This window comes from Vibrio sp. ER1A, assembly GCF_000733315.1.
Lineage (GTDB): Bacteria > Pseudomonadota > Gammaproteobacteria > Enterobacterales > Vibrionaceae > Vibrio > Vibrio mediterranei.
On sequence record NZ_JPJA01000086.1, the window covers coordinates 383,350 to 393,771 of the forward strand.

The window sequence follows — 10,422 nt, forward strand, 5'->3', positions numbered from 1 at the left end:
TATTTTTAGTTTAGTTTAAAAAATAGGTTATTGCTTCGATTGATGTTGCTGGGCGGTATATAACCAAGAACTCATTAGGGCGTTGTGGTTGCTGTTGAGCTAATTTTCATCAGGGATAAAAAAGCTCCGCCAAATTGGCAGAGCTTGGTTGACGTCAAAAGACGTTATACTTTGAATCGATTGAGTATGTTCTCTTGTTGGTGAACATTACTAAACTGCTCGGTCATTGCTGTGTTCGCATTGTTAGCCGAATCGGAAACCTGTTCACTAAGATCTTTAATCTTGATGGTGTTGGCATTGATCTCCTCTGCAACTAAGCTTTGCTCTTCAGCTGCCGCAGCAATTTGCATATTCATGTCAGAAATCTGCGCGATAGATTGGCGGATGCGTTCCAACGCATCATTTGCGCTTTGTGCTCTTTCAACTGCAAGGCTAGCGCTCTCTTTACTCTGAGTCATAGCGCTAGAGACAGAATGCGCTCCACTTTGTAGTTGCTCTATCATACTGCGAATCTCTGTGGTTGATTCTTGAGTACGTTGTGCAAGCGTACGGACTTCATCGGCGACAACAGCAAATCCACGACCAGATTCACCAGCACGAGCAGCTTCAATAGCCGCATTGAGTGCTAGTAGATTAGTCTGGTCGGCAATGTCGTTGATAACTTTAAGTATGGTTTCAATGTTATCTGTTGCCGTCTCAAGGCCTTGAACTTCAACTACCGCATCTTCAATACTGTGTGAAAGGTTGGTGATAGCTGATGTTGTGTCTAAAACGACAGCCGAGCCTTCCTGTGTGGCATTGTCTGCTGCTTGAGCGGCACTGGCTGCTCCTTGAGCATTGTTTGCAACTTCAGCGGAGGTGCTTGCCATTTCATTCATTGCCGTAGCCAGTTGTTCCAATTCTTGCAATTGGGTACTCATTGCTATTGCCGAGTGCTTTGAGCCTTCGGTTGTTTGCTGAGTCAGGGTAAGAATCTTGGTGGAGATCTCTTTAGACTGAATGATCTGTTGCTGAAGATTTGCAGTAAAGGTGTTAAATCCCCTTGCTAGTTCGGCAAACTCCTCATCGGTATCTGTATCCAAACGATGGGTTAAATCGCCGTCTCCGTTCGCCACATCTTGAATCGCTGTATTGAGGTCGTTCAATGGGCGCATAAGGAAACGAATGAGTAACGTTAGTGCAATGACACTAACAATTAGACCCGTCAAAATGAAGAAAATTGACTGATTTCGTAGTTCGCCAATTGCAGAGAAAGCGATGTCTTTATCGATAATCGCACCAACATACCAGTGCTCCTCCGGTACTTGAACCAGATTAACCTGATAGTCTTTGCCATCAAGCTTTAATTCTTGAACACCCTCGAAGAGTGTAATACCTGGCAAAAACTTGCTAATTGGCTCTCCGTTTAAACTACTGTTCGGGTGCGCGATAGTCATGCCTTTATCTGTCACTACGAATAAATAGCCAGCGTTGAATAAATTGGTTTGGTTTACCAGATCTGCGAGTGTTGTTAGGGTTACATCGAATACTACGCTACCAATGAAACGCCCAGTTTCATCATTAAGCGGTGAACCTAGAGAAATAATGACATTCTTTGTCGACGAGTCTACGTAAGGATCGGTAATGATAGTGCTTCCCGAGGACTTAGCTTCTTGATACCAAGGACGTGACCTTGAATCATAAGAGGTATCTGGCACCCACCCATCATTACTTACTAGTGAGCCGTCGTTTTCGTAGCCAACACCAACTGCTTGGAAACTGGATTTAAGTGTCGGTGTTGTTATGACGTTGTTGACATAGTCATTCTCAGTAGGGGCAATTTCTAGTGACTCAGTGACGGCACTCGCTAAATCTCGCTTAGAGTTTAGGTCATAATTAATGGTGTTTTTAACACCGGTAATAAGCTCATGAATACTGCCGTCAATATGACTTTGCAACTCAGAGCGAACAGTAACAAGTTGGGTAATTCCGAGAGTGGAAACGGTCACGAGCAGCAAGGCTGCTGAGGCCGAAACGATTTTGTGACTAAATTTCATACTACGTCCTAGATTGGCTTAAACCTATAGCCGATTGGCTAGCCAGTACTGCTTTGATAATTATCATTATTTTTAGGGTTAATAAGAACAGTGTCTTGTATAACTCTAAATGTTATCGGTGGCAAGCAGCATTACTTTAGGAGTTATGTCATTAAAAATTACTGGTCGGTGTTCTGATATAGAGAGGCCTAGTAGATTGTTCTGTAATGGCTTGGGACAGTTATGATACAACATAGACACAGTAGTGAGAGAACGACGAGTTCTTAGCAGGTTTGATAGAAAGTGTCGTATTAATAGGATGGTAATATGAAAACAATAGGTTTGTTAGGCGGAATGAGTTGGGAGTCTACGGCTAACTACTACAAGGCAATCAATGAAGGTGTTAAGCAAGAACTAGGTGGTTTCCACTCTGCTAAAGTTGCTCTATATAGTGTCGATTTTGCGGAAATAGAGAGCTTACAACGTCAGGGGGATTGGGACGCTGCCGCCAGATGTTTAAGTGAATCTGCCAAGTGTATCGAAGCGGCAGGTGCCGACTGTTTATTGATATGCACCAACACTATGCATAAGGTTTCGTCAGAAATTGAAAGTGTCATATCAATTCCTTTACTGCATATTGCTGATGCTACCGCAGAGCGTCTGAAGTATGACGGGATTACTAAAGTTGGTCTATTGGGTACCGCGTTCACAATGGAACAGAGCTTTTACAAAGGGCGTCTTGAGCAGAAGTACGATATTGAAGTCGTTGTGCCTAACCCAGAGCAACGAGCACTCGTCCATGAAGTTATCTATAGTGAGCTAGTAAAAGGAAAGGTGAGTGATACCTCGCGTCAAAGCTACTTAACGATCATTGAGAGTCTAAGAAATAGCGGTGCACAAGCGATTATTCTAGGGTGTACCGAAATAGCGATGCTAATAGAGCAAAAACACACAAATGTTCCTTTATACGACACAACTCAGATTCACAGTGAAGCCGCTGTTGAGTTTGCATTAAACCAGTAGGCAGAAAATATCTAGAGCACGACAGGAGCTAATAAAAGTGAAAGGCGTTCCACATTTATTATGAGATTTTGATCGTGCTTTATAATATTTGAGGGGAAAGTCACGAATTTTGCGACTATAAATAACATTCTTGTTGGCTGTTTATCATAGAGGCAATGGTGTTCTTTCCCAAAGTAGTGTTTGTTCTGATTGCGTTGATACTGTTTACGAACAGCACTTTGGCCATTGAGCGTAGCCCCGATACTCTTATAATCTCGAATTCGAAAGCATGGAAACCATACTCTTATCTTGATGAAAACAATCAACCAGCAGGTATCCTCATCGATTACTGGCGCGCTTACGGGGTTGCAAACGATGTTGAAGTTCAGTTTAAGTTGGTTGATTGGCAATCGTCGCTAGACTTAGTCAAAAACAATCAAGCCGATGTTCATGCGGGGTTATTGTGGTCTAAAACGCGTGCTAATTATCTTGAGTTTGGTAGTGAAATATTCGAAATCGATACCCAGCTTTATTTTCATAGTAGTTTGCAGTCTTTTAATGTTAATTCGTTCTTGATGGGAGGACATAACTATAAGGTAGGCGTAGTTTCTGGAAGCTATGAAGTTGAGTTTTTACAGACGAACTACCCGAATGTTGAATTAACCTTGTACGATAATAATTCGAAGTTATTGCAAGCGGCTTTTTCCCACCAGATTCGTGCTTTTGTCGCGGATCTTCAGGTTGCGAATTACTATTTATATACGTCGTCGAACACAAGTGAATTTATTGGTGTAAAACATCTTTATTCCGGTGCATTGTATTTTGCTGTGGCCAAGAGCAAAGCGGCAACGCTTGATGTTTTGATCCCTAACTTCCGTAAAATCAGTGCTGATGAACGCCAGCGTATACTCAGTCGATGGATGCACATTGAGACCGTGTATCCTGAACATCTATTACCGATCATTGGCATTATGATCATTCTCGGTGTGTTCGTTTATATACTTTTACTGCGCTATACGGTAAACACTAGAACCAATGAACTAGCTAACGCAAATAGAGAATTAAAGGTCCTGTCTGAAACCGATGCATTAACAGGGTTAAGTAATCGCCGCTATTTTTTAGAAAAACTAGAGAAGTATCGACATACTGATGGTTATCTTGCGATTATCGTTATCGATATTGATGATTTTAAGACAATCAACGATACATTTGGTCATGTTCAAGGCGACAAAGTGATCAAGTCTGTTGCGAGCTCTATTCGGTCGCTACTCAGAAGTAATTGTGTCATCGCGCGTATTGGTGGCGAGGAATTTGCACTGGTCTATGTGTATCAAGGATTTGAATATTCTTATCAACTGTCACAAAATATCTGCCGCTCTATCAGAGAGTTAGAAGTTAAGGACATCGGCTCACAATCAGTTACAGTGAGTGTCGGTTGTGCGGTGTACGAAGATGCGTCGGAGTGTGAGACACTATATGAAGCCGATAGACTTATGTATGTTGCTAAAAAGCAGGGGAAAAACCGTGCTGTGGTAGAGCTAATATCCTCACAGGCTAAGAGAATGTCCACGATAGACAAGTGATGACACCTCTTTTACGAATAGATGTCGAAGTAGATGAATCAAAAAACAAACCTCAATCTTCTCTATACCCTAGAAGTGCTGTTAGCTGAGAAGCACGTGAGTCGCGCGGCTGAAAGGCTGAACTTAACTCAATCCGCGGTAAGCCGGCAGCTTAGTCAATTGCGTGATATCTATCATGATCCTTTGCTGGTCAGAAACGGCAACCATTACGTTTTGACTCCGCGTGCTGAGAGATTAGGAGCGGAGCTTGAAGGTTTGTTCCAAAACATTACCAAGGTGTTAGGTCAAGCGGACTTTGATCCACTGCTGTTCGATCAAACGTTCACCTTTTCTTCTTCTGACTATGTGGCTCAATATATACTTCCGGAGCTCGTTGAACAGCTATCGTCTTTGGCTCCGGCGATGCAGTTTGCCTACCGGCTATGGGAACCGGACAACCTAGCTAAACTTAGTGAAATCGATGTCCAGTTAGCATCCACTATGTTGCCAGAAGCGCCTCAAGGTTTGAGTTCTCAGCAAATAGGGGAGGATATCCCTGTCATTGTGACTCGCAAGAATCACCCCCTATCTGGATCTAAAACAATTACAGAGCGGGAGTTGGGCGAATATCCGCACATTCGAATCTCTGGTGGTGGAGATAAGGACAGTTTCCTTGATAGAGAAATGAAGGCGCGGAGCCTAAAGCGAAGAATTCTAGTTTCTACGCCTTTTTTCTCCTCAGCCTTTGCGTTGTTGCAGCAAACCGACGCATTGTTGACTGTTCCACTACATATCGCGGTGAATCTCCAAAAGACCCAAAAATTACATGTTATCGATATCCCGTTTACTGTACCTATTCATAAGTATTGGCTGTTATGGCACCCTAAGTATGACCATGAACCCGCGCACAGTTGGACTCGTGAACATGTGTTGTCCATCATGCGTAGTTCAATGTATTCGGTTCGGTAACCTAGTAGTAGGAGAGAACTGACGTGGTGGTTATGACTCAATTTCATCACGATAATGAGAAATGGTGATTTCAAATCATAATTTTGCGGTGATAAAGTGGCTCCAGTTATTTGAGGAGCTGTTATGACTTTTACTGTTTGGTTATCTTTAGTTGCAATCTGTCTTCTTGGGGCAATGTCCCCAGGTCCTAGTCTCGCGATTGTCGCAAAACACAGTTTAGCTGGGGGAAGGAATCATGGACTGGCAACTGCATGGGCACATGCATGTGGGATTGGAGTTTATGCACTGGTAACGGTTCTTGGTTTGTCGGTGTTGCTACATCAATTCCCGATTGTTTTTAAAACAATATCATTGCTCGGTGCACTCTATCTTGCGTGGCTAGGATTCAATGCTATTCGTTCAAAAGGTGGAATTGTCGAGCGCCTTGAGTCGGGCAAACAGGTATCGGTAGCATCAGCGGCAAAGGAAGGGCTGTTTATCTCACTTCTGAGCCCGAAAATCGCGTTATTCTTTACTGCACTATTTAGCCAATTTGTTGCGATAGGAAGTGAAGTCTCAGATAAAGCCATTATTGTCGCGACACCTCTGATTATCGATGGGCTGTGGTACACACTCATTACCTTTATGCTGTCATCGCCAAGATTGTTAGATTCATTGAAGTCGAAAGCGAAAATTATTGACCAGTTGTCGGGTGTTGTCTTAATACTCCTAGCTGTTCGTGTCGTTTATACTTTGTGATTCTATTACTAGAGCAATACTAAGATAGTTGAATCAATAGCTTGAGAGATGCCATTTAACTTCTTACACTTAGGAAATAACGGACTATCTTGAGACTGTAATTTGAAATTGAAAAAGCCATTGATTCTCTGCTCTTTAGTGATTGGCCTTACTGGTTGTCTTCATAGTGCTTCAGAGGAACCTAGACCAAGTGTGTTTACATTGGAGAATGTTGACCGCTTAGTGAATGAAGACATTCTTCAGCCAGAGCAACTCGATCCTGATGAGAAAGACTATAAATACGTAGCTGGAGCTACTGATCTAAATAACGATGGCAATGATGAATTGCTTGTTCTTATGCAGGATCCTTATTTTTGTGGTTCTGGGGGCTGTACTGCCTACCTATTCTCCTCATCGGGTGACGTAATTACCAGAATGACGGTGACACGAAAGCCTATCCTTGTTTCAGATCGAACAACGAATGGTTGGAAAGACTTTTACGTTTGGAGTAATGGTTCTCTGAGAACGATGAGCTTTGATGGACAAGCCTATCCGACAAATCCATCTGTCGCACCTGAGTATAGTCGAGAGCGTGAAAAACAAACTGCAGAACAAACTCTAGAGGTTCAAGAGATTGTGGTTCAAGACGGCTATGGTATCGCCATGGTTGAAGAGCTTCCCATTTTCTATCCTGCTCATAGTTACCAATTTACTTTTAGACACTATGGTGACCCGGAAAACTTATACCTGTTTAAAATCAACATGGTGACGGGTGAATCTGAGCTAGAAACTCTACCAATCCCAAAAGAGAAAGATAGTGCTCAAAAGTAACCATTCTCAGTAATGAGATAGGGTTTACATCGCAATCGTCGACACTATGTCCTAGTCTGATTATGTTAGTAAAAGCTAAAGGACTAGCAGATGCAACGACAAGTTCTGCCAAAAGTGGTCGTGATTAAACAAGTAGTACTTTTTGCTCTTGTTATGATTGCGCCTGCTTTTGCGGAACATAGCAGTGATACCGTCCACCTTTACAACTGGGAAGCCTACCTCTCTCCAACGGTCAAAAATGACCTTAAATCAAAACATAATATTGCCATTGAAGAGTTCTTCTTTTCTGACGAAACGGTGCGTGATGAACTGCTTCTTAGTGAAAGAGGCCGTACCATTGATTTGGTCGTCGTAGAAAGTGTGCGATTACAGATGTTAGCGAAACAGGGAGCTATACAAAATATAAGCTCTATTCAAAATCAAATAGCCGATAGATTTGAAAAACGTTGGTTGGAGGCGTGTGGCGAATATGGCATCCCTTACTCATGGGGAACCAGTGGTATTTTGTACCGTAGTGACAAGATCCAAAATCCTGTGACATCTTGGGCATCACTGCTGAAGCCCGACAAAGCTCTTCAAAATAAGATCTCCATGTACTATCACCCTATCGATCTTATTAGTGCGGCGATGTTGTTTCTAAAGTATGACCCTTTTTCAGATGACGAAGAAAAACTTCACGATGCCTACCAACTGCTGGCGGAGCAGCGACCTTTTTTAAATTCCACACAGTATATTTTGGAGGCAATCCAAGAGCCGAAAAAACTTGATAATGTTTACATGGCATTTGGCTTTTCTGGCGATGACTATGTGTTAAACCAATTGAGTGATTCTGACGAAGTTCAATGGAAATATGTGGCTCCTGAAGAAGGTACTGTGGTATGGCTTGAATGCCTTGCTGTGCCTACGGGTAAACCTGTTAGCAAAGCAACGAGCAAAGCTATCGATTTCTTATCTTCTCCTGAGGTCGCAGCCTTGAATGCCGAAGAATCTTGGTTTTCGTCGCCTAACCTCAACGTAACTCCCTACCTGAGTGAAGAGTACCTTAACGACCCCATAATCAATCCAGCACCTGATTTAATCGAGCGTAGTTATATCTATCGACCGGTCAGCGATATTGGTCTTCGGTTAAGACAGCGGATAGTGGAAGATTTGAGGTGACGATGAAGTTATTGCAAAGGTTGCATTTAGCATTGATACCAACAATCGGCGTGATTACTCTCGGCGCAGGAGCTTTGCTCTATAATTTGCAACTCGATGAATATAAGAAACTTGAACGGTCCAAGTGGATTGCAAATGTAGAAGCGGCTCTAAAAGCGACCAGATTCGAAATAAAAGGTATAGAGGCTTTAGGTTATGAGATATCAGGCAGTACGCAATTTGTGCGTCACATCCAAGACACAGGTGAGCTCAGTGGCCGAAACTTCCTTGAGTCACATATCAACTATGTACTAAGTCGAGATCATAGTCGGCAAGAGAGCAACACTGCAATCTATGTACTAGATGAAATGTTTACCATGACAGCCGCCTCTTCTAAGTCGAATCCATTTAGTGCTCGTTCTTTGCCTGATGACCTTTACCAGCATGTCTTTGACTCCCACGTTAAAGTTTCTCTTGGGGAACCTTTTGATCAGTCGGGAAATATCTATCAATCTTTAACAGGAGAGGTCAGGTACAGCTCTACAGGAGCTTATGACCCTACATTACCACCTGATGATAAATATGTGGTAACTAGATCAGATCGCAGTTTATTAATTGTTGATGGCAGTCTTTTAGAAATCAACGCTTTGTTTAGCAAAGCATCCCAGTATCCTTATATTAGCTTGGAGTTTAGCAAGGGTGCCTTAGAAGACAATAGTAGTTCCAACATTGTGGTTACAGAGTTGGGTAGCGAATTTATTGATGGCAACGTTATACGTATTGCTGGGTCTGGGTTAGTCGTCGATTTGAATATACTTGACTCTCATTACGCGTCGATCAAAAAGGAACTTGTAATAGAAGTATTCGGGTATTTGGTTCTGGTAATGCTCGTACTATTAGTTGTAATTCATTTCAATATACGCCGTCGAATACTCTATCCAATTGATGCTTTGCTGTCAGAAATTCATAAAGGTGGCTTGGAACTGAGGTATTTCAAAAGAGCTAAAGGAACCGATGAAGTATCAGTGTTAAAAAACGCCTATATAGATAGCTTGAGTAAGGTGAAATTTGAAGCGGAGTTTGATGGTCTTACTCGTCTTGCTAATCGTAGGTCATTTATTCACTTTGTAGAGCAACGTATCGCGAGTTATTCGACTCGAAAGACTTATATTGTTGCATGGGACATCATAGACTTCAGGCGAATCAATGATCTTCATGGAGCAAAAATAGCAGACCAAGTGTTGAAAAACCTTGCGAGAGAAATAGAGATGTTTGTCAGCCATTATCAAGAACATAGGGGGACAGCGAGCAGTGATTATTCAGTTTGCCGCTATGGTAGTAACACATTCTGTGTACTTATCGATGCGAATGATGAAACCCAGGTGAAATCACAAATCGTCAATAGTGAGAAGACGCTCAAGCGAGCGGGGGTACTTGATGCTCTGCCAATTAATTTAGAACTGGCAATGGCTGTTTTCCCTCTGTGTCGCAAGGAGCAAGCAAACTTATGGCAAAAAGGGCTAGAAGTAGCTTTAAACAAAGCTAAGCAAATTAAAAATCAACGCTCTCTTGTACTATTTGACGACCAGTTATTGAAGGATTTGTCCCGTATTGATGATATAGAGAGAGTACTGCTCAAATGTACTCAAACGGATGGTTTTGAACTACGTTACATGCCTCTTATAGATTCAAAAACGATGGAGATATCGAGTCTTGAGGTGTTAGTCCGATGTCCAGTGCTACAAACAAAAGGTATCGGACCAGATGAGTTTATCCCTGTGGCAGAAAAGGCGAATATTATAGGCCTTATTGATAGTTGGGTTATAGATAATGCATTGAAAGATATGCAAAAAATGGAATCTGATTGCGGCTATACCGGAAGCCTATCGATTAACATTTCCGCATTGGAACTCTACAATAATGAGTTTGTTGAGCATATATGTAGTCTTTGTAGTCGTTATGGTGTCAAGCATCATAAAGTTACTTTAGAAGTAACGGAGACTAGTTATGTCCGAAGTACTCAGGATACGGTGGCTATTATTTCAGGACTTAGAGAGTTTGGCTTTAAAGTGTCGCTGGATGATTTTGGAACAGGATATGCTTCAATCAATCAATTGCTGCATTACCCTGTTGATGAACTGAAAATTGATAAGAGCTTCGTTGACCGAATGTAACTATTCACCCGCGAG

General features: G+C 42.2%; 8 protein-coding genes. 7 read left to right on the plus strand and 1 reads right to left on the minus strand.

The window, feature by feature from the left end; translation table 11 throughout:
- Positions 1–164: 164 nt before the first annotated feature.
- Positions 165–2,036 (minus strand): methyl-accepting chemotaxis protein, encoded by a 1,872-nt coding sequence (locus tag HW45_RS09165; protein WP_038226500.1) that lies wholly within the window; start codon positions 2,034–2,036, stop codon positions 165–167.
- A 306-nt stretch (positions 2,037–2,342) separates the two neighbouring features.
- Here HW45_RS09165 and HW45_RS09170 point away from each other — a divergent pair, with 306 nt between their 5' ends.
- The 7 genes from HW45_RS09170 to HW45_RS09200 all read left to right on the plus strand — a co-directional run bounded on the left by HW45_RS09170 (position 2,343) and on the right by HW45_RS09200 (position 10,407).
- Positions 2,343–3,038, plus strand: a complete 696-nt coding sequence (locus HW45_RS09170; protein WP_038226501.1) for an aspartate/glutamate racemase family protein — start codon at positions 2,343–2,345, stop codon at positions 3,036–3,038.
- Positions 3,039–3,196: 158 nt separating this feature from the next.
- A complete protein-coding gene (locus HW45_RS09175; protein ID WP_160171211.1) occupies positions 3,197–4,600 on the plus strand; it encodes a sensor domain-containing diguanylate cyclase in 1,404 nt (467 codons plus the stop codon).
- A 33-nt stretch (positions 4,601–4,633) separates the two neighbouring features.
- Positions 4,634–5,548 (plus strand): LysR family transcriptional regulator, encoded by a 915-nt coding sequence (locus HW45_RS09180; protein ID WP_038226503.1) that lies wholly within the window; start codon positions 4,634–4,636, stop codon positions 5,546–5,548.
- 123 nt (positions 5,549–5,671) lie between these two features.
- On the plus strand, positions 5,672–6,286 hold the full coding sequence (locus HW45_RS09185) for a LysE family translocator (RefSeq protein WP_006070556.1): 615 nt from the start codon (positions 5,672–5,674) through the stop codon (positions 6,284–6,286).
- Between the two features lie 102 nt (positions 6,287–6,388).
- Positions 6,389–7,096 (plus strand): hypothetical protein, encoded by a 708-nt coding sequence (locus tag HW45_RS09190; RefSeq protein WP_235225420.1) that lies wholly within the window; start codon positions 6,389–6,391, stop codon positions 7,094–7,096.
- Positions 7,097–7,186: 90 nt separating this feature from the next.
- Positions 7,187–8,254, plus strand: coding sequence for an ABC transporter substrate-binding protein (locus HW45_RS09195; protein ID WP_051867955.1), 1,068 nt, complete (start codon positions 7,187–7,189; stop codon positions 8,252–8,254).
- Between the two features lie 2 nt (positions 8,255–8,256).
- Positions 8,257–10,407 (plus strand): GGDEF domain-containing phosphodiesterase, encoded by a 2,151-nt coding sequence (locus HW45_RS09200; RefSeq protein WP_038226504.1) that lies wholly within the window; start codon positions 8,257–8,259, stop codon positions 10,405–10,407.
- Positions 10,408–10,422: the final 15 nt, after the last annotated feature.